Source organism: Microbacterium sp. C448, from assembly GCF_000582705.2.
Taxonomy (GTDB): Bacteria; Actinomycetota; Actinomycetes; order Actinomycetales; family Microbacteriaceae; genus Microbacterium; species Microbacterium lacus_A.
Genome location: NZ_HG779775.1, coordinates 1 through 22,159, shown reverse-complemented (window position 1 = coordinate 22,159; position 22,159 = coordinate 1). Strand labels below are relative to the sequence as shown.

Annotated in this window: 18 protein-coding genes; 7 read left to right on the top strand and 11 right to left on the bottom strand. The window is 68.8% G+C overall.

Features of this window, described 5'->3' with window-relative positions; all coding sequences use genetic code 11:
• Nucleotides 1-222: 222 nt before the first annotated feature.
• Complete coding sequence (locus MIC448_RS13565; protein ID WP_144238055.1) at nucleotides 223-2,394, bottom strand: ATP-binding protein; 2,172 nt, start codon at nucleotides 2,392-2,394, stop codon at nucleotides 223-225.
• The gene (locus MIC448_RS13560; protein WP_036300731.1) at nucleotides 2,387-3,034 is read right to left on the bottom strand and encodes a LuxR C-terminal-related transcriptional regulator; all 648 of its coding nucleotides are present in this window, start codon (nucleotides 3,032-3,034) and stop codon (nucleotides 2,387-2,389) included. The genes MIC448_RS13565 and MIC448_RS13560 overlap by 8 nt, the downstream gene beginning before the upstream one ends.
• 92 nt (nucleotides 3,035-3,126) lie before the next feature.
• Here MIC448_RS13560 and pgm point away from each other — a divergent pair, with 92 nt between their 5' ends.
• Complete coding sequence (pgm, locus tag MIC448_RS13555) at nucleotides 3,127-4,767, top strand: phosphoglucomutase (alpha-D-glucose-1,6-bisphosphate-dependent) (protein WP_036300729.1); 1,641 nt, start codon at nucleotides 3,127-3,129, stop codon at nucleotides 4,765-4,767.
• A 29-nt stretch (nucleotides 4,768-4,796) separates the two neighbouring features.
• Here the strand turns inward: pgm and MIC448_RS13550 are convergent, their stop codons facing one another.
• Together MIC448_RS13550 and MIC448_RS13545 are read right to left on the bottom strand one after the other, a co-directional pair.
• On the bottom strand, nucleotides 4,797-5,936 hold the full coding sequence (locus tag MIC448_RS13550) for a glycerate kinase (RefSeq protein ID WP_036300727.1): 1,140 nt from the start codon (nucleotides 5,934-5,936) through the stop codon (nucleotides 4,797-4,799).
• Between the two features lie 43 nt (nucleotides 5,937-5,979).
• Nucleotides 5,980-6,972, bottom strand: coding sequence for a LacI family DNA-binding transcriptional regulator (locus MIC448_RS13545; protein WP_036300725.1), 993 nt, complete (start codon nucleotides 6,970-6,972; stop codon nucleotides 5,980-5,982).
• A gap of 55 nt (nucleotides 6,973-7,027) precedes the next feature.
• Here MIC448_RS13545 and galT point away from each other — a divergent pair, with 55 nt between their 5' ends.
• Nucleotides 7,028-8,176: a galactose-1-phosphate uridylyltransferase gene (gene galT / locus MIC448_RS13540; RefSeq protein ID WP_036300747.1), complete on the top strand. Its 1,149-nt coding sequence runs from the start codon at nucleotides 7,028-7,030 to the stop codon at nucleotides 8,174-8,176.
• Complete coding sequence (galK, locus tag MIC448_RS13535; RefSeq protein ID WP_036300723.1) at nucleotides 8,173-9,318, top strand: galactokinase; 1,146 nt, start codon at nucleotides 8,173-8,175, stop codon at nucleotides 9,316-9,318. Before galT ends, galK begins: the two co-directional genes overlap by 4 nt.
• A 144-nt stretch (nucleotides 9,319-9,462) precedes the next feature.
• On the opposite strand, the gene MIC448_RS13530 is transcribed toward galK, so the two are convergent.
• Nucleotides 9,463-11,691: a glycoside hydrolase family 3 C-terminal domain-containing protein gene (locus tag MIC448_RS13530; protein ID WP_036300745.1), complete on the bottom strand. Its 2,229-nt coding sequence runs from the start codon at nucleotides 11,689-11,691 to the stop codon at nucleotides 9,463-9,465.
• A 99-nt stretch (nucleotides 11,692-11,790) separates the two neighbouring features.
• Here MIC448_RS13530 and MIC448_RS13525 point away from each other — a divergent pair, with 99 nt between their 5' ends.
• A complete protein-coding gene (locus MIC448_RS13525; RefSeq protein ID WP_036300721.1) occupies nucleotides 11,791-12,411 on the top strand; it encodes a TetR/AcrR family transcriptional regulator in 621 nt (206 codons plus the stop codon).
• Nucleotides 12,408-13,916 (top strand): carboxylesterase/lipase family protein, encoded by a 1,509-nt coding sequence (locus MIC448_RS13520; protein WP_036300719.1) that lies wholly within the window; start codon nucleotides 12,408-12,410, stop codon nucleotides 13,914-13,916. Before MIC448_RS13525 ends, MIC448_RS13520 begins: the two co-directional genes overlap by 4 nt.
• On the opposite strand, the gene MIC448_RS13515 is transcribed toward MIC448_RS13520, so the two are convergent.
• From MIC448_RS13515 to MIC448_RS13505, 3 genes are read right to left on the bottom strand one after another with little or no spacing between them, the layout of a single operon-like run.
• Nucleotides 13,889-14,839, bottom strand: coding sequence for a site-specific DNA-methyltransferase (locus MIC448_RS13515; RefSeq protein WP_036300716.1), 951 nt, complete (start codon nucleotides 14,837-14,839; stop codon nucleotides 13,889-13,891). The two genes, MIC448_RS13520 and MIC448_RS13515, sit on opposite strands and share 28 nt — an antisense overlap.
• Entirely contained in the window at nucleotides 14,836-15,885 is a 1,050-nt protein-coding gene (locus MIC448_RS13510; protein WP_036300714.1) for a biotin/lipoate A/B protein ligase family protein, read from the bottom strand. The genes MIC448_RS13515 and MIC448_RS13510 overlap by 4 nt, the downstream gene beginning before the upstream one ends.
• A gap of 9 nt (nucleotides 15,886-15,894) precedes the next feature.
• Complete coding sequence (locus tag MIC448_RS13505) at nucleotides 15,895-16,755, bottom strand: alpha/beta fold hydrolase (protein WP_036300712.1); 861 nt, start codon at nucleotides 16,753-16,755, stop codon at nucleotides 15,895-15,897.
• 88 nt (nucleotides 16,756-16,843) lie between these two features.
• Here MIC448_RS13505 and MIC448_RS13500 point away from each other — a divergent pair, with 88 nt between their 5' ends.
• Nucleotides 16,844-17,314, top strand: coding sequence for a MarR family transcriptional regulator (locus MIC448_RS13500; protein ID WP_036300711.1), 471 nt, complete (start codon nucleotides 16,844-16,846; stop codon nucleotides 17,312-17,314).
• Between the two features lie 5 nt (nucleotides 17,315-17,319).
• Nucleotides 17,320-18,597, top strand: a complete 1,278-nt coding sequence (locus tag MIC448_RS13495) for an MFS transporter (RefSeq protein WP_081766424.1) — start codon at nucleotides 17,320-17,322, stop codon at nucleotides 18,595-18,597.
• Between the two features lie 87 nt (nucleotides 18,598-18,684).
• On the opposite strand, the gene MIC448_RS13490 is transcribed toward MIC448_RS13495, so the two are convergent.
• From MIC448_RS13490 to MIC448_RS13480, 3 genes are all read right to left on the bottom strand, one after another.
• Nucleotides 18,685-19,530, bottom strand: a complete 846-nt coding sequence (locus MIC448_RS13490) for a transglutaminase family protein (protein WP_036300709.1) — start codon at nucleotides 19,528-19,530, stop codon at nucleotides 18,685-18,687.
• Nucleotides 19,527-20,459: an alpha-E domain-containing protein gene (locus MIC448_RS13485; RefSeq protein ID WP_036300707.1), complete on the bottom strand. Its 933-nt coding sequence runs from the start codon at nucleotides 20,457-20,459 to the stop codon at nucleotides 19,527-19,529. Before MIC448_RS13485 ends, MIC448_RS13490 begins: the two co-directional genes overlap by 4 nt.
• 64 nt (nucleotides 20,460-20,523) lie before the next feature.
• Nucleotides 20,524-22,159: circularly permuted type 2 ATP-grasp protein (locus tag MIC448_RS13480; protein WP_036300704.1), on the bottom strand; the 1,636-nt coding region annotated here is incomplete at its 5' end.

Here is a 22,159-nt window from a genome sequence, read left to right as displayed (position 1 = left end):
CGCGAACACGCGCGCCATCGCGGCTTCGGTACGCGCATTCGCACGCCAGACTTCGATGCCCTCCCCGGCGAGCTCGCGCGCGATCGCGTCCACCCCCGTCGTCTCGACGTCATCACAATTCGAATGCATGTTCGAAACTCTACGGACGGCCACCGACATTCGAACCCCAATAACCCCCGAAATCAGGCGCAAATCGCGTCGAAAAGATGAGAGTTTGCTCACCTACCCGACGAACGTCAGTGCCCGACCGTCGACGACAACCTGAGCGGCGAACGGGCGCCCTGGCGGGAGCAATCGACCCACGAAGCGCTCGTCAGCCGCGTCCAGCCGCTCCGTCATCCAGTCGGCGATCTCGACGGTAAGCGCGGGCTCGATTCCTCCCTCGCCCGAGTCGTCGAGCAGCACGACGTCGACACCGCGCGTGCGGGCGCGCATCGCCGCCTCGATGAGCGGCTCGTGCAACAGCCGCCCCGCGCGATAGCCGTCCCGCAGACGTCCCTCGATAGCGCGCGCGTGAGCGCGATCCGCCGCATCGAGCTCTTCTCCCGCGGCAACACGCAGAAGGAAGGGACCGGCGAGGTCGTCCAGCGCCGCCTTGTGCTCCTCCAGTTCCCGGCGAGCGGCCGCATCCCACTCCCGCTGCTCCACGGTCCGCACCGCGCGCCGGGCATAGTCGCGCGTCGACCGACGCATGCGCACGATCGCGACCGACAGGAGCGTTCCGAGGCCCACGATCGTCGCCGTCCGCACAACGATGCTGACGAGCTGCACCGGGTCGCCTCCGCGCACAACGGCATCCATAACGAGCATGACCAGCAGCAGCGTGAGCCCGGAGATCGCCAACACCGGACGCGCGTTGAGCGCCACCGCAACGAGCACAAACCCGGCGGCGGGCACGAACCAGGCACTTCCGTAGGTCAACGGTGCCGGAGTTCCGAGCAACCCGACGAGAACAGTGACGCACACGAGGACGACCGCGATCACTGCGCGCTGCCGGAGGGACAACGGCCCCCGAATGGGCGGTGCGGGAATGGTCAAAGCGGCAGAAACGAGGATGCCCGCGAGCACAAGCAACGGCACCGCGCCGCTGCCGGGACCCAAAACCGACGCCACCCCCGCGACGAGCGACTGGGCGACGACGAAAAGGGTCACAGCGACGACCACGTCCGCCCGGGCGCCACGACGGGACGGCAGCGGCGGCCGTTCCACGAAGTCTGCCTCGATGTGCGGAGTGTCATCCCACCGAAGCTCAACCCGCGTGCCGCGACCGGGACTCGCCGTCACGCGGGCGGTTCCGCCGGCCACATCGCGCATCGCGCCCTCGATGCTGGCGGCAATACCCAGGCGCCCCGGCGGCACGGAACCCGGCGAGAACCCGACGCCATCGTCGACGACGACGAGCGATACTCCGGATTCATCGATCTCGAGAAGGACCCGACGATCGCACGGGCCGGCATGCCTGACACTGTTGTCGAGCGCCTGACGCGCCGCAATCAGAAGAGCCTCGACGGCCAGAGCGCTCGGCACAACAGCACGCGGAAGGCGGGTGATCCGCAGCTCGGCACCCGCGGCATCCGCCATCGCGCGAAGCTTCTCCACCCAGTCGCTCGCCCCTCGGTCCGCGCCGACCACGGCTGTGGCTCGCTGGGCCTGGGCTCGCACGGCGTCCGCCTGCTCGGGCGCGGCGTCCGCGGCACCGCGCAGCGCCGCGAGCACCTCATCGTGCACGAAGGCTGCGACCCGCGCACGCGCCGCGAGGCGACCGTGGGCCGCACCCTGCTCGGCACGAACGGCTTCGGCGAGGGAAGCCGCGGCGTCGAGTTCGCGGCTCGCTCTCAGAGCGTGGACAGCGATCACACACAGGGTCGCGGCGGTTGTCAGGGCCTGCGCATCGTTTGCGAGGCCGATGAGCGAGTAGCCGCCGAGAATCGCCCGAAACGACGCCACGATGACGATCCACACGACGATCAACGACCAACCGAGCCGAGCACCGCCGACGACCACCGCGGCCACGACGATGCCGCCGAACGACGTCAACGCCCAGGGCAGGGTGCCACTCGATGCAGTTCCGCCGAGTGCACCGCTGGCGGGCGCGAACAGCACAAGCGCCGCGAAGAACAGAATGACCCCAACCGCTGCGCCGCGCCTCAGCGCGCGAGCACGGAGCCAGGGTGCGGCGGCGCCCACCGCCACGAGCGCCGCGAAGGCCGCCGCGAGCAGGATGCTGAACCAACCCGGCACCGGCACACGGCCGCGCGCGTCCGCGACGGCGAGCGTCACGATGACCGACACAGCCACAGAGACGGCCACGCCGATGAGTAGAAGGCGAAGCGTCGATACTTCGGCGGCGTGCGACACAGCATCGTTGTGCACCACTGAGGGCGGATCAGCCACTGCGCGGAGCCGGCAGGAACCCGTCTTCGAGGCTGCGTTGGTAGAGCTCGACCTTCGTCGCCGCGGGGCGACCGAGCTGGTGGTAGATCGTCCGGATGCGACGCAGGTGGTCGTTCACGGTGTTTTCGCTCACGAAGAGCGCGGCCCCGACTTCCTTCGCCCCCATGCCTACCGCGTACAGCCCGAGCACCTCGCGCTCCCGAGCCGTCAGCGGTGCGGCGTGCAGCAGCGGGTCGGTGTCGAGCGCGGATGCCCATTCCGTCGTGGGCACGTACTCGTCCCTCGCCGCAGCGAGGAGCGCGTCGGCGATCACGCGAGGCGGAGCGGACTTGCGCACGATACCGAGGGCATCGGTCCGAGACGCCTCACGGACGAGGTAGGAGTTTTCGGCGGCCGTCAGGATCAGGACCGACGCTCCCCACTGTGCGGCGGCGTCGACGTTTTCGGCGGGCGTGGTGTCATCGCCCAGACTCAGGTCCAGCACGACGAGGTCTGCGTCTCGCCCACGCCGGACCATCGCGGTCATGGACATCTCGTGCCGGGCGAACACCAGCCCCGGGGTGTCGTCGATGATTCCGCGCACCGCCATCGCCACGAGCTCGTGGTCGTCAACGATCGCGACCCGCGTCTGGTCCGCCATCAGCTCCACTTTCGTCGCACCGTACGTCCTCGAACCATATCCACATCAGCCGCAGGGTGCCGTCGGCCACTCGGGCGAGGCAGACTAGGACGATGAGCCGCGCAGGACAGCCAGCCGAAGCATCCGATCTGATCGACGTCGATGCGTTGATCGCCGCCTATTACGACCTGAAGCCGGATGTCTCCGTCCCGGAGCAACGCGTCGCCTTCGGCACAAGCGGCCACCGCGGCTCATCGTTGTCGACGAGCTTCAACGAAGACCACATCCTCGCCACGACCCAGGCGATCGTCGACTACCGCACGTCTCAAGGCATCGCGGGCCCCCTCTTCCTCGGCCGCGACACGCACGGGCTCTCGCTACCCGCCGAGCGGACGGCGATCGAGGTTCTCGTCGCAAACGGCGTCGATGTGCGGGTCGATTCGCGCGACTCCTGGGTGCCGACGCCCGCCCTCAGCCACGCGATCCTCGCGTACAACCACGGTCGGACCGCGGATGACGCGGGTCGGTCGGACGGCATCGTCGTCACACCGAGCCACAACCCGCCGCGCGACGGCGGCTTCAAGTACAACCCGCCGCACGGCGGCCCGGCAGACACCGACGCGACGTCCTGGATCGCGGACCGCGCCAACGCGCTGATCACGGCCGGCCTCGAAGGGGTCGCGCGCGTCCGCCACGCCGACATCGACATCGACGGGCTCGGACGCTACGACTTCCGTGACGCCTACGTACGGGACCTCGCGAACATCATCGACATCGATGCAATCAAGAACGCGGGGGTCCGCATCGGCGCCGACCCCCTCGGCGGAGCGTCGGTGGAGTATTGGGCTCTGATCGCCGAGGTCTACGGGATCGACCTCACGGTCGTGAACCCCGATGTCGACCCGACGTGGAAATTCATGACCCTCGACTGGGACGAGAAGATCCGCATGGATCCCTCGTCACCGAACGCGATGGCATCGCTCGTCGCCCGCCGCCACGAGTACGACATCCTGACCGGCAACGATGCGGATGCCGACCGCCACGGAATCGTCACGCCCGACGCCGGCCTGATGAACCCCAACCATTACCTCGCCGTCGCGATCGACTACCTCTTCTCGCACCGACCCGGCTGGTCGGCCGAAGCGGCCGTCGGCAAGACCCTCGTGTCATCGATGATCATCGACCGGGTCACCGAATCGCTCGGTCGTCGCCTGCTCGAAGTGCCGGTCGGCTTCAAGTGGTTCGTGCCCGGGCTGCTCGACGGCTCGGTCGCCTTCGGTGGCGAGGAGTCCGCCGGCGCCTCGTTCCTGCGGACGGATGGCTCAGTGTGGACGACCGACAAGGACGGGATCCTGCTCGCCCTGCTCGCCGCCGAGATCCTCGCCGTCACCGGCAAGACCCCGTCGGCGCGGTATGCCGAACTCGAAGCCGAATTCGGCGCATCCGCCTACCAGCGGGTGGACGCGCCCGCGACGCCCGCGCAGAAGGCGACGCTCACGAAGCTGTCCCCCGACGACGTCTCGGCGACCGAACTCGCGGGAGAGCCGATCACGGCGAAGCTCTCGCACGCTCCCGGCAACGGTGCGGCGATCGGCGGGCTGAAGGTGCAGACGGAGCACGCGTGGTTCGCCGCACGCCCGTCCGGCACGGAAGACGTCTACAAGCTCTACGCGGAGTCACTCCGAGGGCCCGGGCACCTCGCAGAGGTGCAAGAAGAGGCCCGCGCGGTCGTCGCGGCAGCCCTCGGCGACTGACGTTCAGCGCTCGAGCTCGACGTACTGAGTCAGGTGTCGTCCGCGAGCCGGGGGCCGAGTTCCCGCGCGAGGTGGGCCCCCGAGGCGCGGAGCCAGACGGCAGGATCCTTGATCGCGCTTTCGAGAGAACCCGCCAGGTCGGCGAGAGAGACGGATGCCGCAAACGACGATGTATCGGCGTCCGGGTCGATACGGCCCGCGACGAGTGCCGTACGCCCGCGCGCGAGTGAGGTTACGCAAGCCGGGACCTTGCCCGCCGCGGACTGCGGGTCGTACGAACCCTCGCCCGTGATCACGAGCTGAGCGGACGCGACCCGGTCGGCCAAGCCCGTGAGCGCCGCGATCTCGGGCGCCCCGGCGACCAGCTCAGCGCCCCACGCACCCAACGCCCAACCCGTGCCTCCGGCGGCACCCGCACCCGGGGTTGCGGGGTCGAAGCTCGGCACCAGGCTCGCCAACCGCGCGAGCGCCACGTCGGCGCGGACGACGCCCTCCGCGTCCAAGCCCTTCTGCGGCCCGAACACCGACGCCGCCCCCTGGGGACCGAGCAGGGGGTTCGTCACGTCGGTGAGCACCCGGACGCCGCCCGGCGGAAGTTCGGCGAGCCCTTCGAGGTCGACCGCGACGAGGTGCTCCAACCCCGCGACGCCGTCGCCGATCGAGGCACCCGCAGAGTCCGTGAAGCGGGCTCCCAGGGCCCGCAGCACACCGACCCCACCGTCCGTCGAAGCGCTCGAGCCGATAGCGAGCACGAGGCGCGAAACGCCGACCGAGAGGGCGTTCGCTATCGCGACGCCGAACCCGCGCGTCGAGGCCGTCCACGGAAGGAGACGGCCGCCGAGGAGCTCGATGCCCGAGGTGCACGCGAGCTCAACCACGCCGACCCCGCCCGCAGCACCGTCTCCCGCACCATCCGGTGCAGGCAGATGCAGCCACACGGCCTCGATAGGGGTTCCATCGTGGCCATGCACCGTGACCGGCACACGCACCGCGCGGGCGACGGCCGCCGCCAGGGCGTCGAGCGTCCCCTCGCCACCATCGGCCATCGGCGCCAACACGATCTCGTCGCCCGGGCGTACCGAGCGCCAACCGTCGGCCAGGGCGTTCGCAGCATCCGTCGCGGTCAGCGTGCCCTTGAAGCTGTCGGGCGCCATCACGATCCGGGGCATCTGCCCATCCTCTCGCGGGCGTCACTTGCGACACTGTTGGAACTCACGCGCGTGCGATGATCGCTCCCGTACTGGCGCGCACGACGAGGGGCGCGGCCACGACCTCGCGCGAGCCCGGCTCGGCATCGCCCAGGACGGCAGCCACGGCACGGCGTCCGAGCTCATCGAAGGGCTGGTGGACGGTCGTGAGCGCGGGGCTGTAGTTCGCGGCGTCGTCGACGTCATCGAACCCGACCACGCTGAGCCGCTCGGGCACCCGGATGCCGCGTTCAGTCGCCGCGCGCAGCACCCCCAGCGCCATCTGATCGTTAGCGACGACGACAGCGGTCGCCGTGCCGACATCCATGAGCGATCCCCCCGCCTCGAATCCCGATGCCGAGGTCCACTGCGCCCGCACCAGGGGGCCGGGGGCGCACCCCGCGGCCGTGAGCGTTTCGCGCCAGCCACGCTCGCGCTCGGCGGCGGCATACGAAGAGTCGGGCCCGGCGATGTGCGCAATCGTGCGGTGGCCGAGTTCGAGGAGGTGACGTGTCGCCGCGGCGGAACCGTCGGCGTGCGCCGTCTCGATTCCGGCGTAGCGCGGGTCGGGCGGCGAATCGACGACGACGAGGCGCAACTCGTCGGGCAACGCCACGTCCCGAAGCAGGGCGGATGCCTCGTTCACCACGATCGCACCGTCGACCCCCTGCTCGCGCAGTCGCTCGAACGCCTCGGCGGGTCCGTCCGTGCCGATCCGGGCGATGACGACCGAGTAGCCGCGGACGGATGCTTCGTCGACGACCGACTGCAGCATGAGCGAGTTGCCGACCGTGGCCAACGTGGAGACCACGGCGCCGATGATGCCGGTCCGACCCGTTCGCAAGGCGCGCGCGGCGCGGTGCACGCGATACCCGGATCGCGCCAGCGCGGCCTCGACCCGGTGCCGCGTCTCGGGGTCGACACGTGGGCTCGCGTTCACGACCCGCGACACCGTTTGAGCCGAAACACCGGCGAGAGCCGCCACATCGGCCATCGACGGTCGCTGCGAGTTCGCCATTTGTGCCTCCGATGTTGACGATATCAGCCCTGGAATATAGCGTGTTATCGTGAACATGCTCCCTCACGCCGTGCCCCTCTCGGGCGGGGTCGTCCGCCGCGCCAGCCTCCTCGCGGACGGCCGCGAACTCTTCTACTACGACGACCCGGGCACTGCGCTCAGCTCCGAGCGCGCCATCGATTCCCGAGCCTTCGGCGATCGGCCGGCCACCGCGACCATGCGCCGCGATGCCTTGACCGGCGACTGGATCTCGGTCGCCGCCGCGCGACAGAACCGGGCGTTCCTTCCGCCCGCCCACCTCGATCCACTCTCGCCGCAAACCCCCACCAATCCCTCCGAGATCCCGTCCCTGTACGACGTCGCGGTCTTCGAGAACAAGTCGCCGTCGTTCGGACCCGGACTCGCCGAACCCACCGACACGGCCCCCCGCGCCGACGATCCCCCACACGGTCTGGCAGACCTCGTCGCCCCCGGACTCGGCCGCACCCGCTCGTCCGTCGGTCGCTGCGAGGTGGTGTGCTTCAGCCCCGAACACGAGGGATCCTTCGGCACGCAGACGACGACGCGCGCCCGCACCGTGATCGAGGCGTGGGCAGATCGCACCGCGGCGCTCTCGGCACTTCCCGGCATCCAGCAGGTCTTCCCGTTCGAGAACCGCGGCGAAGAGATCGGCGTGACGCTGCACCACCCTCACGGTCAGATTTACGCGTACCCCTACATCACCCCCCGCACATCGACCCTGCTCGCATCCATCGATCGCGAGGGGCCCGATCTGTTCGAGCGGATCATCGCGTTCGAGACCGCGGGACCCCGTGTCGTCCTCGAATCGGACCGCTGGATCGCGTATGTGCCGTTCGCGGCCCGCTGGCCCGTCGAGATCCATCTCGCACCGAAACGGCACGTACCCGACTTCGCCGCCACGAGCCCGGAAGAGCGCGACGAGTTGGCGGATGTCTATCTGCGCCTCTTGCGCGGTGTGGACCGCATCTACGAAACCCCGACTCCGTACATTGCGGCCTGGCACCAGGCGCCCGTTCACACCGGGCGCGACACCGTGCGTCTGCACCTGCAGCTCACCTCCCCGCGGCGCGCGGCGGACAAATTGAAGTACCTCGCGGGTTCCGAGGCGGCGATGGGCGCATGGATCGGTGACATCGCCCCCGAGGACGCCGCCGCCCGCATCCGAGAGGCAATCGAGCGATGATCCCCACACCTGCGAGCGATTCCGGCGTCTGGTCGGCCCCGGGGCGCGCCAACCTGATCGGCGAGCACACCGACTACAACGAGGGCTTCGTCCTGCCGTTCGCCATCGAGTACCGCACCCGCGCAAAAGCGTCCCGCCGCGATGACGGCATCATCCGCGTGACGTCGACGTTCGATCCGACGCCGGTCGAGGTGGCACTCGACGACCTGCCGTCGCTCTTCGACCACCCGGACCACGGCATCCCGGAGTGGGCCGCTTATCCGCTCGGGGTCGCCTGGGCCGCGCTGCGGGCGACCGGCATCGATGCGCGCGAACTACCGGGCCTCGACCTCGCATTCTCGTCGGATGTTCCGATCGGGGCCGGCCTGTCGTCGTCGGCCGCGATCGAGGGTGCGACCGCGAGTGCGCTGAATGATCTCTGGGCCCTGGGCCTCTCTCCGCTCGAGCTCGCGAAAATCGGTCGGACGGCCGAGAACGACGCCGTCGGCGCCCCCACGGGCATCATGGACCAGGTCGCCTCGATGCTCGGGCGCGCCGACGCCGCAACGTTCCTGGATTGCCGGACGCTCGCGACCGAGAGCATCGACCTCGGGTTCGACGCGGCGGGTCTCCGGTTGCTCGTCATCGACACAGGGGTCAAGCACTCGCACGCGACCGGCGGCTACGGCGAACGGCGTGCGTCGTGCGAGCTGGGCGCGGCCTCGATGGGTGTGCCCGCGCTGCGCGACCTGACGCTCGACGACCTCCCTCGGGCCCAGGCGCTGCTCGACGACGTCACATTCCGGCGCGTCCGCCACATCGTCACCGAGAACTATCGCGTGCTCGACACCGTACGGACCCTGCGCGAAAGCGGACCCCACGCGATCGGCGACCTGCTCGTCGCCTCGCACGCCTCGATGCGCGACGACTTCGAAATCTCGACACCCGAACTCGATACCGCGGTCGATGCCGCACTCGCGGCCGGTGCGGTCGGCGCGCGGATGACGGGCGGCGGGTTCGGCGGCGCCGCGATCGCCCTCGTGGCCGACGACCTCGTCGGTGCGGTGACGGATGCCGCGACCTCCGCTTTCGCGGAGCGCGGCTACGCCGCACCGCACATCTTCACGGTGACGCCCTCTCGTGGGGCCGGCCGCGACGCCTGACCTTCGGCATCCGCTCCGCCCGACCGGCGCGCCGGTCGCCCCGCCACATCCCGCGAAACACCCCGTGTGCCGCGAAAAACCCCGTGTCGTGGGGTGTTTCGGCGCACGCGGGGTGTTTCGGCGACTGTGGCTGACCCCCGCGGGTCAGGCCTGAGCGATCATCCGCTCGATCTCGTCCCGCGTCGCGGGCACATTGGGGAAGGCGGCGAGCCGACCGATCGGGAACGATCCGAGAACCTGAAGCGCTCCCTCGGACTCCGCTCCCGGCCCGAACGCGGCGGCGACGAGCGCACGCATCCGCTCACCCAGCACGGGGTGCGCCAGAAGCTCGGTGATGGATGAGTTGAGCGAGGCCGGGAGAACGAGTTCGTCCCCCGCGACCTCGGCCGAAGCAACCGAACGGATGTCGCGACTCGAGGCACCGACGTGCACCTCGTACTCGCCCCCCTCGACGACCCAGCGGTCCACGCGCACATCCCAGTACGCCAGGTCGTCGCGCCGGACGATCAGTTCGACCTCACGCGTCTCGCCCGCCTCGAGTGCGACGCTCTGGAAGGCCTTGAGCTCGCGCGGCGCCCGCTGCACCGCCGATCCCTGCAGTGCCGTATAGACCTGAACCAGCTCGCGGCCCGCCCGCTCACCCGTGTTGGTCACGGCGATACGCACAGCCATGTCGCCGTCGGAGCGAACGGATGCCTGGGCGTCGCCGTAGGCGAACGTCGTGTACGACAGGCCGTGCCCGAAGGGGAACGTCACGTCGAGGCCGCGCTCGTCGTACCAGCGGTACCCGACGAACAAGCCCTCGCCGTAGCGCACGTGACCGTGCTCGCCCGGGAAGTTGCCGTACGAGGGGTTGTCCTCGAGCCGCACGGGGATGGTCTCGGCGAGGCGCCCCGACGGGTTCACTGCGCCGTAAAGCACGTCCGCCGTGGCCGACCCCCCGGCCTGGCCGAGCAGCCATCCTTCGATGATCGCGGGAACCCGGTCGGCGAAGGGCAACGCCACGACCCCGCCGTTCGACAGAACGACGACCGTGCGCGGGTTCGCCACCAGGACGGCGTCGAGCAGTGCGAGCTGATCCGCCGGCAGATCGATGTGCTCGCGGTCGAAGCCCTCCGACTCAGCAGACGCGGGAATACCGAGAAAGACGACGGCGACCTCGGACGCGGATGCCGCAGCAACAGCCTCGGCGCGGAGCACGTCGGCATCACCCGAACCATCGAGGGCGAAGCCCGCCGCGTACGTCACGGCGCCCTCAGCCGCGTATTCGGCGAAGCCATCCAGGGCACTGTCGAGCCGGGTGGGGTTGATGAGCGATGACCCGGCGCCCTGGAAGCGCGGCGTCTCGGCGAAGGCACCGATGACGGCGACCTTCTGCTCGGCGGCGAGCGGCAGCACGCGGTCATCGTTCTTCAGCAGCACGATCGCCCGTCCGGCGACCTCGCGGGCCAACGCATGATGCGCATCGATGTCGAGGTGACCGTCGATAGCGGGCCGCCGACCGGCCTTCTGCACCAGGTCGAGCACGCGGCGCGCGACGACATCGAGCGCGGCCTCGTCGAGCGATCCGTCCCGCACGGCCGCGACGAGTTGCGCGTCGGTTGCTCCGCCGCTCGAGGGCATCTCGAGGTCGAGTCCCGCGATGACTCCGGCGACGCGATCGTTGACGGCACCCCAGTCCGAGACCACGAGCCCCTCGAATCCCCACTCGTCGCGGAGGACGCTCGTCAGCAGCCACGGGTCCTCGGACGCATAGGCCCCGTTGATGCGGTTGTACGAGCACATCACCGTCCACGGCTGCGCGCCCTCGATGGCGATCTGGAACCCGCGGAGGTAGATCTCGCGCAGCGGGCGCGGGTCCACATCGCTCGAGACGCGCAGCCGGTCGGTCTCCTGGTTGTTCGCGGCGAAGTGCTTGAGCGACGCCCCGACCCCGCGCGACTGGATGCCGCGGACGAGCGCGCCACCCATCACACCCGAGACGATCGGGTCTTCGGACATGTACTCGAAGTTGCGGCCGCAGAGCGGCGAGCGCTTGATGTTGATGCCGGGGCCGAGAATGACGGCGACATTCTCGATGGCGGATTCGACACCCAACGCTTCGCCGACTCGTACCGCGAGCTCGGGATCGAAGGTCGCGCTGAGCCCGACGGCGGGCGGGAAGCAGGTCGCGGGCACGCTGTTCGCGAGGCCGACGTGATCGTTGCCGTCGGCCTGTTTGCGTAGGCCGTGCGGCCCGTCGGTCATCATGATGCTGGGTACGCCGGCGCGATCGATGGCCGTGGTGGTCCAGAAATCCGCCCCGCTCGTGAGTGACGCCTTCTCTTCGAGAGTCAGGTCGGTGACGGATGGCTGGGCTACGGAATCGGACATGTTCACTCCCTTGTGGATGGCGTGCGTACTTCATGCGCCATCAAAAGCGTATGCCGCTCGGTTTTTATTGGCAAGAGGCATCCGGTCTACGCTCTACCCATGAATCGACGAGGCTCCTACGCGAAGGGCGTTGCCAAACGCGAAGAGATCCTCACGACAGCGCTCGACGTGATCGCTCGCGAAGGCCTGCGACGCACGTCGGTTCGAGAGCTGGCGGACGCCGCGGGCCTGAGTCAAGCGGGACTGCTGCACTACTTCGACAGCAAGGAAGAGCTGTACACCGCGATCCTCCGCAAGCGTGATGAGGTCGACCACGCTGCGCATGCGCCCCGGCCGGAGAGCGCGGGGGCACCCGGTGATGCTGCCGAAGCGGTGCTGACATCCTTCCTCGAGATCGTTCGGCACAACGCGGATGTACCGGGCCTGGTGCAGCTTTTCGCGCACATCTCGGTCGACGCAGCAGCGCCCGAGCATCCGGCGCACGAGTTCTTCCTCGACCGTCAGCGCTACCTCGGCGAGCTCCTGATCCCGGCGATCACGACTCTCCAGGCCGAGGGGCGGATCGTCGACACCATTCCCGCCGCCACCCTCGCGACGGTCGTGCACGCTCTCGCCGACGGTCTGCAGACGCACTGGCTGCTCGATCCGAACCTCGACATGGCGGGAACGATCGACGCCCTCCTCGGCGCCCTCGACCCCCGACAGGAGACCACGCGATGACCCCGGCCGCCCCCGAAGCACGCACGCTGCAGGGAGCCGTGCGTGGCATTCGTCACAGCACGCCCGGCGGCACCGGCGAGGCCTACCTCGGTATCCCGTTCGCCGAACCGCCCGTCGGCGACCTGCGCTTCGCCGCCCCCGCAGCTCCCCGCCCCTGGGCTGGGGTGCGTGATGCTTCCGCCTACGGCCCCACTCCCCTGCGGCACGACTTCGCCGACACGACCCTGATTCCCGAACCGCCCGTCCCGGGCGATGCCACCTTGAACGTCAACGTCTTCACCCCGGCAGCCGATCCCGGCTCGCGCCTGCCGGTGTGGGTCTGGATTCACGGCGGCGGGTACACGACCGGTTCGCCTGCCAGCCCCTGGTTCGACGGTGCGGCATTCGCCCGCGACGGGGTCGTGACGGTCACGCTCTCGTACCGGCTCGGTTTCGACGGCTTCGGATGGATCGACGGCGCACCGCAGAACCGCGCCGTGCGCGACTGGCTCGCGGCCCTGGAGTGGATACGTGCGAACATCGGCTTCTTCGGCGGCGACCCCGAGCGCGTCACGATCGCCGGGCAGTCGGCGGGCGGCGGTGCCGTTCTGACGTTGCTCGGGATGCCGTCGGCACAACATTTGTTCCACCAGGTCTGGTGCTCCTCCCCCGCCCTCGGCGACATCGCGGTGGATCGTGCTCGCGCGATCGGTGCTCGCCTCGCCGAGCACCTCGGTGTCCCGCCCGACCGAGAGGGCTTCGCCACGGTCGACCCCGAGGTGATCGTCGACGCCCAGGAACGCGCCACGCAAGAGCCGGACGCGAAGGGGCTCGCCGTCGCCCGCGGCCTGCTGCGCGACGGTGTCGGCCTCGGCCCGGTCGTCGACGGCGACCTGATTCCCCGACCGACGCTCGAATCCCTCCGCACGGGAGTCGGCGCCGATAAGCCACTCGTCATCGGCGCGAACGACGACGAGTTCACCATGATCACGATGGGTTCGAAGATCTTGCGGTTCGTCCCTGCGCGCCTCGCCCTGCGAGCTCTCGGCGCGAGCCGGCGGGTTGCCTCGGGCTACCTGAAAGGCAATCGTGCGGTTCGCAAACGGGGGACCGGGCGGCTGGTGGGCCGGTACGTGACCGACCACACGTTCCGCGCGGGCGTGGCGCGCGTTGCCGACGCACGAGCCATCGCAGCGGGGAGCACGGATGAGCCGACCGCCCGCACCTGGCTGTACCGACTCTCGTGGGTCTCGCCGACCCACGGCATCGCCCTGCACTGCCTCGATGTGCCCTTCCTCTTCGACGTACTGGATGCACCGCGGGTGAGCGCCATCGCCGGGGACGCTCCCCCGCGCGCACTCGCCGATTCGATCCACGGAGCCGCGGTGGAGTTCATTCGCGACGGGGAACCCGGGTGGGCAGCAATATCCAACGGCAGACGCGGCGCCGCGCGGGTGTTCGACGTCGGAAGCTCATCTCCCGACGTCGTCTCGGACGCCTACGCCTCGGTGGTCGCGCTCGGCTGACGCCGGATCTCGGCCTCGGGCATCCGTCTCGCCATCACCTCGATGGCGTCGGGGTTGTGATCGATCAGCACCGCACGCCGCCCCAGCCCACCGGCGACCGCGCCCGTCGTGCCGCTGCCCGCGAAGGGATCAAGCACGGCATCCCCCACCCGCGTCGATGCCGAGATGATGCGCCGCAGGATCCCCTCGGGCTTCTGCGTCGGATAGCCGGTCTTCTCACGACCGGTGGTGGGCACGATCGTGTGCCACCAGACATCCGTCGGAAGCTTCCCACGCGCCACCTTCTCGGGGGTGACGAGTCCCGGCGCCATGTACGGCTCGCGGTCGACGGCGTCGGAATCGAAGACGTAGTTCGACGGATCCTTGACGTAGACGAGGATCGTGTCGTGCTTGGTCGGCCATCGGCTGCGCGATTTCGCCCCGTAGTCGTACGCCCAGATGATCTCGTTCAAGAAGCAGTCCCGCCCGAAGAGCGCATCGAGCGCGACCTTGGCGTAGTGCGACTCGCGGTAGTCGAGGTGGAGGTATAGCGTGCCGTCCGCCGCCAGAAGACGCCAGGCCTCGGCGAGGCGCGGCGCCAGGAAGTCCCAGTAGTCGGTGAAGCGATCGTCGTACGAGCGAAGAAGCCCGACGACCCGGTCGTAGTCGCGGCCGTGAAAACCGCGGAAGACCGGGGCGGTGCTTGCCACACCGCCTCCCTCGATGGGCTGCGGCCCAGCGGGGTTCTCGGTCACGAGGGGACGGGACGTGTGAACCGCTCGGCCCTGTACCCGACCAGTGTTGAACGGCGGGTCGAGATAGACGAGTGCGTACGAGGCATCCGGCATCGCTGCCATCGCCGCGAGGTTCTCGCCCTCGACGACGACGACGGATGCTCCGGGCTCCGCGTCGACGACGACCGCGTCCGGCGCCGCGTCGGTCACGGCACCCGGCGCAGCCAGGCGTCGGTCGCGAACTTGGACTCGACGAGCTCCTCCGCCTCGGTATATTCCTCGGCCGTGATATGGCCGGGCTCGGCACCGTAGAGGCGCGTGAAAGTATCGATGAAACGCTTGATCACGACGTCGCGGGCGAGCCCGGTCTGCCGACGAAGCGGGTCGACCCGCTTCGCGGCAGATACCGTGCCCTTGTCGCTCAACTTCTCGCGACCGATGCGCAAGACCTCGGTCATCATCTGGCCGTCGATGTCGTAGCTGAGCGTCGCGTGGTGCAGCACCCCGCCATTCGCGAGACGTTTCTGGGCCGCCCCGCCGATCTTGCCCGTGGGACTCGCGATGTCGTTCAGCGGCTGGTAGGTCGCCTCGATGCCGAGCGAGCGAAGCGCCTGCAGCACCCAGTCGTCGAGGAACGCATACGAGTCGGCGAACGTCATGCCCGAGACGAGAGCCGCCGGAACGTATAAGGAGTACGTGATGATCTGGCCCGCGGCCATCATCATCGCCCCGCCGCCCGAGATTCGACGGACGACATCGAATCCGTGCCGTGCCGCACCCTCGGGGTCGACCTCGTTGCGCAACGACTGGAACGATCCGATCACGACCGCGGATTCGTCCCATTCCCAGATGCGCAGGGTCGGTCGCCGCCGCCCGTCGCCGACTCGAGCCGTGAGCACCTCGTCGAGCGCGAGGTTCATGCGCGGCGAGACGGCCGGCTCGTGCACGACCTCCCAGTCGAAGTCGCTCCAACCGGGAGCCGTCACGAGCGCCCGCCGCACCGCGGTGCCGACGGACTCCGGGGTGAAACCGAGCATCTGAGTGTCGGGCGGAAGAGCAGCGCGTACCGCCGCCGCGATCGCCGTGACATCCGCCGTTTCGCGGAGGCCTTGCACGGCGGAGTCGATGGCTTCGAGCGCCGTGTCGGGCTCGAGGAAGAAGTCGCCGGCCAGGTGGAAGTCCGAGATCAGGCCGTCGCGTGTCTCGAGGTCGACGACGACGAGCTTGCCGCCTGGGACCTTGTATTCGCCGTGCATGGCTCCAGACTAGGCGCGAAAGGGAAAGCGCTTCTCGAGCCAGGCCAGCAGGTCGGCACGGACATCGGCCTGTTGAACCTCGTTGAACACCTCATGCCGGGCACCGGGGTAGATGAGCGTGGTGATGTCGTCGAGGCCGCTGCGGTCGCGATAGGCGCGCGCCAGGCGATGAGCGGATGCGGCGCCGCCCACCGTGTCCTCGCGTCCCACCATGATCAACACGGGCAGGTCAGCCGTCCGACGGTCGCGCAGCCCTCGTGCGGGGCGGCCGAACAGGCGGGCGGCATCGATCGGTCCGAACAGCGCCAGCAGCGGTCGATCCGTCGTCAGAGGGTCTTCGCCGAACGCCGCACCCACCGCAGGATCCGACGACAACCATTCACGACCCGTCGCATCCGGTCCCTTCCAGGGCGCATTGAGAGCGCCCGCGTTGAGCGACCCCGGCCAGCGCAGGGCAGTGCCGGTGAGCACAACGGCGTCGTATTCCTCGGGGTCGTCGTTCACGAGGATCTGCGCGAGGAACGAGCCCCACGAGTGGCCGAGCAGCACGAGCGGAAGATCGGGGTTCTCGGCGCGGATCAACTCGGTGAATTGTGTGAGCGCGGCGACGGTCGCGGGCATCCCCCCACGCCCGAGGCGGCCGAGGCGGGTGGGATCGCCGTGCTGACGAATCCCCGTGCGTCCGTGGCCGCGATGGTCGTCGGCGTAGACGGTGTATCCGTGGGCGGTGAGTTGGGCGATGACCGTGCCATATCGGCCCGCGTGCTCGCCCACTCCGTGGAGCAGTTGAACGACGGCGCGCGGGGCGGTGATCGCGGGATGGACGTCGTAGACGATCGCGACGCCGTGCGCGTCGATGAACTCCGGCATGGGCCCGACTCTACCGGGGGACTCGGCGGTCACTCGAGGCGTCCGTCAATATCGTTAGCATTGGTAATGAGCTATGCTAACTATCGAGATGACTACCGCCGATCCCGTCGCCCGCCATGCCGACCTCACCACGACCTCGCCGGGCCTCTACGAAGAGGCATCCGCGCTACGGATGTCCGTGATGCGCTTCTCGCGCCGCCTCCGGGCGGAGCGCGCGGTCGACACGATGAGCGACGGACAGATCGCTGTGCTCGGCTGGTTGCGCATGAAGGGTCCGCACACGTTGGGCGAACTAGCTGAGCGCGAACGGGTGTCCGCCCCATCCATGAATCGCACGGTCAACTGCCTGGAAGAGTGGGGATACGTCACACGCACGCCCGACGAGGACGACCGCCGCAAGGTCAATATCGCCCTCAGCGATGCCGGGCACGATGTCATCACCGAAACCGCGCGTCTACGCGACGCTTGGCTCGAGGCGACCCTCTCGGAATTCACGCCCGCCGAACGGGAGACACTCGCGCAGGCCGCAGCGCTGCTGGCACGGATATCCGAACGATGAGCGCGATGTTCCGATCTTTTTCGATCTTCAACTACCGGGTCTGGTTCATCGGCGCACTCGTCTCCAATGTCGGGGCGTGGATGCAGTCGACTGCCCAGAACTGGGTCGTCCTGACACAGTTGACCGACAACGACGCCACCGCCGTCGGCATCACGATGGCTCTGCAGTTCGGACCACCTCTGCTGCTCGTGAGCGTGACGGGATGGGTGGCCGACCGGTTCGAGCGGAGGCGGCTGCTCATGCTCACCCAGAGCATCCTGTTGCTGCTCGCCATCGCGCTGGGAGTCTTACTCCTCGTCGGCGCCATGACCCTGCCCCTGATGTACGCCTTCGCGCTCGCGCTCGGCGTCGTCATGGCCTTCGACAATCCCGCACGTCAAACGTTCGTGACCGACCTGGTCTCGCGCGAGAACACCTCGAATGCCGTCGCCCTGAACGCGGCTTCGTTCAACGGCGCCCGCCTGATCGGCCCCGCGGTGGCGGGGCTCATGATCGTCGCAGTCGGCACGGGATGGGTGTTCCTCGTCAACGCGGTCACCTTCCTCGCGACCGTGATCGCCCTCCTGCTGATCCGCCAGGGCGAACTCGTGCCCCGCGCCGTATCGCGCGCCGGATCGCGAATCGCCGACGGCTTCCGCTACGTGCGCGGCCGGCCCGATCTGATCGTCGTGTTCGTGATGGTCTTCCTCGTGGGCGCGTTCGGCATGAACTTCCCGATCTTCGCGTCCACCATGGCGCTCGAGTTCGGTCAGGGAGCCGACGGCTTCGGTCTTCTCTCGTCGATCCTCGCGATCGGTTCTGTGGCCGGCGCGCTGCTCGCCGCCCGGCGCGACCGGGCACGCCTCCGGGTCATCGTGCTGGCGACCATCGGATTCGCCCTGGCATCCGCGACATCCGTCCTGATGCCCACGTACTGGACGTACGCCGCGACCCAGATCCTGGTGGGCCTGTCGATCGTGACGATGCTGACGACGGCCAATGGCTACGTGCAGACGACGACCGAACCGAGCCTGCGCGGGCGCGTCATGGCCCTCTACCTCGCGGTCATCATGGGCGGCACACCCATCGGCGCACCGATCGTCGGCTGGGTCGCGGCCGAACTCGGCCCGCGCGCGGCCATCCTCGTCGGCTCCGCCGCAGGTCTGACGGCGTTCATCATCGGGGTGACCTGGCTGCTGGCCTCGGGCCGTCTGCACCGCCACCGCACGCGCCGGTTCGGCCTGTCGCTCGACCACACGCGTCCCATTTCGGTCGTCACGGACGCGAACCCGACCCGGGCCTGACCCGCCGACGCGCGAATTGCATCTTATGGTCGAAATTCGGCTCGGATAACGACCACAGGACGCAAGTCGGAGGCCCGAGGCCTTGGATCAGGCTTCGCGGGTGATCGTGACGCGCACGAACAGCTGGCTCTTGAACGGTCCCGCGTACACACCGCGCAGCGGCGGTACGTCGTTGTAGTCGCGGCCACGCCCGACGAGCACGTGACGGTCGCCGATCTCGATGTTGTTGGTGGGGTCGAACCCCTGCCACTCGCCGGCGAACCACTCCACCCAGGCGTGAGATTCGCCCGTGACGGCGACACCGACCGCAGCGTCGGGCTTCGGGTGCAGGTATCCCGACACGTACCGCGCGGGGATCCCGACGGAGCGCAGCGCCCCGAGAGCGATGTGCGCCATGTCCTGACAGACGCCCTTGCGGGCCTCCCACGCCTCGGCGCCCGTCGAGTGCACCCCGGTCACGCCGGACATGTACTCCACCGCGTCGCCGATCGCGACGACGATGTCGTGTGCCGCTCGGCCCGGGTCATCGTGCTGGGAGGCGATGGTCCGAGCGATCTCGGCGACATCCGGATGGGGCATCGTGCGGTTCGTCTGGGTCAGCTGCTCGACCGTTTCGATCGATCGAGCCGCCTCGACCGCGAGCCGCTCCCACGTGATGCCACTGTGCTCGATGGGCCGCGGGCGGACCTCGACGAGGCTGCGAGCGGTGATCTGCAGGTCGGCATGGGGCGAGAGCACGTCGAAGGCGCTCACCCGGGTGCCGAAGTAGTCGACGTAGGTGTTGACGGATGTCGAGGGCTCGATATCGAGCGACGAGCTCAGCACGAACTGGCTATCCGTGGTGCCGGGAAGCATCCGAGCCTCGTTGTACGACGCCGAGACATCCCCCTTGTATGAGAAGCCGGTCGCGTGCTCGATCCTCAGGCGCTTCACGAGATCTCTCCGATCCAGCTCGGCTCCGCCTGCGTCGGGAAGAACCGGGCGCGGATCGCCTCGGACGCCTCCCGTGTGACGCGCTGCACCCGATCCATGTGCCGCGGCAGTTCTCCGAGGATCTCGCCGATGGGCCGGTATTCGAGGTCGTTACGGATCTGCCCGAGCGCCCGCAGCACCGTGTTGGAGTGGCCGACGCGATCTTCGCGGGGGTCGATGGCGCTCATGCAGTCCTCGGCACGCTGGATGGAGTAGATGATCGACCGCGGGAACAGGCGGTCGAGCAGAAGGAATTCGGCGGCGTTCTTCGCACTCGGCATGCCGCGGTACGTCCGCAGATACGCCTCGTAGGCGCCGCACGATCGCAGGATCGTCGTCCACGACGGACCGGACGCCTCGGTCAGAGACCGCGTCGCGAGCAGACGTGCCGTCATGTCGGCGCGCTCGATGCTCCGCCCGAGCGTGAAGAACTGCCACGACTCGTCTCGGCTGGTCGACGAGTCGACGATACCGGTCGCGAGGGCCGCGCGCTCGCGCACCCACTGGAAGAACTCGTGCACCTTGTCGGTCTGCAGGCGGCGAGGCATCCGGGCGCTCGTGGTGTTCAGAACCTCCCAGAGCTCGGTCGAGACGATCTCGCGGGCACGACGGGCGTTCTCCCGAGCCGCGGTGAGCGAATAGGCGATGCTCGCGGGGTTCATGCGGTCGACGGCGAGTCGCGAGAGCACGTCTTCGCGGCGGACGCTCTCGGCGGCTGCCGGCGCCGTCGAACCCATGACCGTGAGCATGGCGCGGCAGGCCGTCTCTTCGTCGATCCAGGGGTCTTCGAGCAGGAGCTGCAGGTGGACGTCGAGGATGCGCGCGGTTCCGTCACTGCGCTCGATGTAGCGGCCGATCCAGAACAGGCTCTCGGCGATGCGGCTCAGCATGAGCCGTCCTTTCCGGTCACTGAGCAGCGCCCGCAGGGCGCGTGTCGAAGTGCGGCGATGCGGCTCAGCATGGCGCTTCCTCCCCGCTCTGCTGCTGCTGTTCCTGCTGTTCGGAGCGGTTGCGCGGGCGATCCTGCGGCGAATGCGTGACCTCGGACTGCTCCTCGTCGCCGTCCTCGGCGTAGATGATCGAGATCGACTCGGTGATGGTGGATGCCTGGTCGGCGACCAGTCCGGCCATGCCGTGTCCCTGGCCATATTCGATGTGGGTCGGGGCGGAGCCGCCGACGATCCAGGTGTCCTTCGATCCGCCGCCCTGGCTCGAGTTGACGACGAGTTCACCCTCGGGCAGCGCCACGCGGGTCAGCCCGCCGGGCAGCACCCAGATGTCGTCGCCGTCGTTGACCGCGAAGGGCCGCAGGTCGGCGTGACGCGGACGCATCCCGTCCTCGACCAGCGTGGGGATGGTCGACAGCATCATCACGGGCTGCGCGATCCAGCCGCGGGGGTCGGCGATGAGGCGCTTGCGGAGCTGATCGAGTTCGGCGCGCGAGGCATCCGGCCCCACGACCAAGCCCTTGCCGCCCGACCCGTCCACGGGCTTCACAACCAGCTCGGGCAGTCGATCGAGCACCTCTTCGAGCGCGCCCGGGTCTTCGAGGCGCCACGTGTCGACGATCGGCAGGATCGGCTCTTCCGAGAGGTAATAGCGGATCAGGTCGGGTGTGTAGGTGTAGAGCAGCTTGTCGTCGGCGACGCCGTTGCCGACGGCGTTCGCGATCGTGACGTTGCCGAGCCGCGCGGCGAGCATGAGGCCGGGGGAGCCGAGCATCGAGTCGGCCCGGAACTGCAGGGGGTCGAGGAAGTCGTCGTCGACGCGGCGGTAGATGACATCGACCCGACGCGGACCCCGGGTCGTCCGCATGAAGACCTTGCCGCCGGCGCACAGCAAGTCTCGGCCTTCGACGAGCTCCACACCCATCAGCCGGGCGAGCAGCGTGTGCTCGAAGTACGCCGAGTTGTAGACGCCGGGGGTGAGGACGACGACGTTCGGCTCGTCGATTCCGGGCGGGGCGGATGCCCGGAGCGCAGCGAGCAGCTTGTTCGGGTAGTCGCCGACCGGTCGGACCCGCATCGAGACGAACAGCTCCGGCAGCGTCTGTGCCATGACCCGGCGGTTCGAGATGACGTAGCTGACACCGCTCGGTACACGGACGTTGTCTTCGAGCACACGCATCTGGCCGTGCTCGTCGCGGATCAGATCGATTCCCGAGACCTGGATGCGTACGCCGTTGGCGGCATGGATGTCGTGGGCCTGGCGATAGAAGTACTGTGACGAGGCGATCAGCTGAGCCGGGATGACCCCGTCGCGGACGCAGTTCTGCCGACCGTAGGCGTCGTCCAGGAACGCCTCGAGAGCACGGACGCGCTGCTTGATTCCCGCTTCGACATGCGACCACTCGTCGAAGTCGATGATGCGCGGAACGGCATCCAGGGGGAACGGTCGCTCCTCGCCCGCGAAGTCGAACGTCACGCCCTGCGCCAGATACGAGCTCGCGAGGGAGTCGGTGCGTCCGCGCAGCTCTTCCTGAGTCATCCGCGCGAGAGCCTGATAGAGCTCGCGGTACGCCTGGCGAGACTCTGCGAGGGCTCCCGGATGCTCCGGCCCGCCGAACATCTCGTCGTAGGCGGGAAGGCCT

Bases quoted from the DNA above. Each gene is read 5' to 3' on its own strand.
- MIC448_RS13560 (WP_036300731.1), bottom strand. From the start codon at position 3,034: ATGGCGGACCAGACGCGGGTCGCGATCGTTGACGACCACGAGCTCGTG.
- pgm (WP_036300729.1), top strand. From the start codon at position 3,127: ATGAGCCGCGCAGGACAGCCAGCCGAAGCATCCGATCTGATCGACGTC.
- MIC448_RS13550 (WP_036300727.1), bottom strand. From the start codon at position 5,936: ATGCCCCGGATCGTGATGGCGCCCGACAGCTTCAAGGGCACGCTGACC.
- MIC448_RS13545 (WP_036300725.1), bottom strand. From the start codon at position 6,972: ATGGCGAACTCGCAGCGACCGTCGATGGCCGATGTGGCGGCTCTCGCC.
- galT (WP_036300747.1), top strand. From the start codon at position 7,028: ATGCTCCCTCACGCCGTGCCCCTCTCGGGCGGGGTCGTCCGCCGCGCC.
- galK (WP_036300723.1), top strand. From the start codon at position 8,173: ATGATCCCCACACCTGCGAGCGATTCCGGCGTCTGGTCGGCCCCGGGG.
- MIC448_RS13530 (WP_036300745.1), bottom strand. From the start codon at position 11,691: ATGTCCGATTCCGTAGCCCAGCCATCCGTCACCGACCTGACTCTCGAA.
- MIC448_RS13525 (WP_036300721.1), top strand. From the start codon at position 11,791: ATGAATCGACGAGGCTCCTACGCGAAGGGCGTTGCCAAACGCGAAGAG.
- MIC448_RS13520 (WP_036300719.1), top strand. From the start codon at position 12,408: ATGACCCCGGCCGCCCCCGAAGCACGCACGCTGCAGGGAGCCGTGCGT.
- MIC448_RS13510 (WP_036300714.1), bottom strand. From the start codon at position 15,885: ATGCACGGCGAATACAAGGTCCCAGGCGGCAAGCTCGTCGTCGTCGAC.
- MIC448_RS13505 (WP_036300712.1), bottom strand. From the start codon at position 16,755: ATGCCGGAGTTCATCGACGCGCACGGCGTCGCGATCGTCTACGACGTC.
- MIC448_RS13500 (WP_036300711.1), top strand. From the start codon at position 16,844: ATGACTACCGCCGATCCCGTCGCCCGCCATGCCGACCTCACCACGACC.
- MIC448_RS13495 (WP_081766424.1), top strand. From the start codon at position 17,320: ATGTTCCGATCTTTTTCGATCTTCAACTACCGGGTCTGGTTCATCGGC.
- MIC448_RS13485 (WP_036300707.1), bottom strand. From the start codon at position 20,459: ATGCTGAGCCGCATCGCCGAGAGCCTGTTCTGGATCGGCCGCTACATC.